This is a genomic window from Clostridium sp. C8-1-8 (assembly GCF_009928445.1).
Lineage (GTDB): Bacteria > Bacillota > Clostridia > Clostridiales > Clostridiaceae > Clostridium_AR.
This window is the reverse complement of sequence record NZ_JAABNO010000079.1, coordinates 1-813: the sequence shown is the minus strand read 5'-3', so window position 1 is coordinate 813 and position 813 is coordinate 1. Positions and strand designations below refer to the sequence as shown.

General features: G+C 51.3%; 1 rRNA gene. It reads right to left on the bottom strand.

The annotated features are described in order from the left end of the window. A 23S ribosomal RNA gene (locus tag GXK57_RS26195) occupies positions 1–813 on the bottom strand; the annotation flags it as partial.

The following is an 813-nucleotide window of genomic DNA, read 5'->3' as shown; positions in this document are numbered from 1 at the left end:
TTTTGGAGGCGACCGCCCCAGTCAAACTGCCCACCTAACAATGTCCCGTCACCAGCTTCATGGTGCCCGGTTAGAATCCCAGTACTGTCAGGGTGGTATCCCAAGGTCGACTCCACATCCCCTAACGAGGATGTTTCCCAGTCTCCCACCTATCCTGTACAGACAATACCGAAACTCAATGCTAAGCTACAGTAAAGCTCTACGGGGTCTTTCCGTCCAATCGCGGGTAGCAAGCATCTTCACTTGCACTACAACTTCGCCGGATTTACAGTTGAGACAGTGCCCAAGTCATTACGCCATTCGTGCGGGTCAGAACTTACCTGACAAGGAATTTCGCTACCTTAGGACCGTTATAGTTACGGCCGCCGTTTACTGGGGCTTAAGTTCACCGCTTCGCGTTACCGCTAACGATTCCCCTTAACCTTCCAGCACCGGGCAGGCGTCAGCCCCTATACATCAGCTTTCGCTTTAGCAGAGACCTGTGTTTTTGCTAAACAGTTGCTTGGGCCTATTCTCTGCGACCTACTCTCGTAGGCACCCCTTCTCCCGAAGTTACGGGGTCAATTTGCCGAGTTCCTTAACTGTAATTCTTCCGCCGGCCTTAGGATTCTCTCCTCACCTACCTGTGTCGGTTTGCGGTACGGGCACTACATTTCTCCCTAGAAGCTTTTCTTGGCAGCGTAGAATCAAGTACTTCAGCCACAAGGGCCTTCCCCATCACACCTTAACTTAGCAAGCGGATTTGCCTACTTGCATGTCTAAGTGCTTAGACTAGCATCCAATAGCTAGCACACTCTATCTTCCTGCGTCACT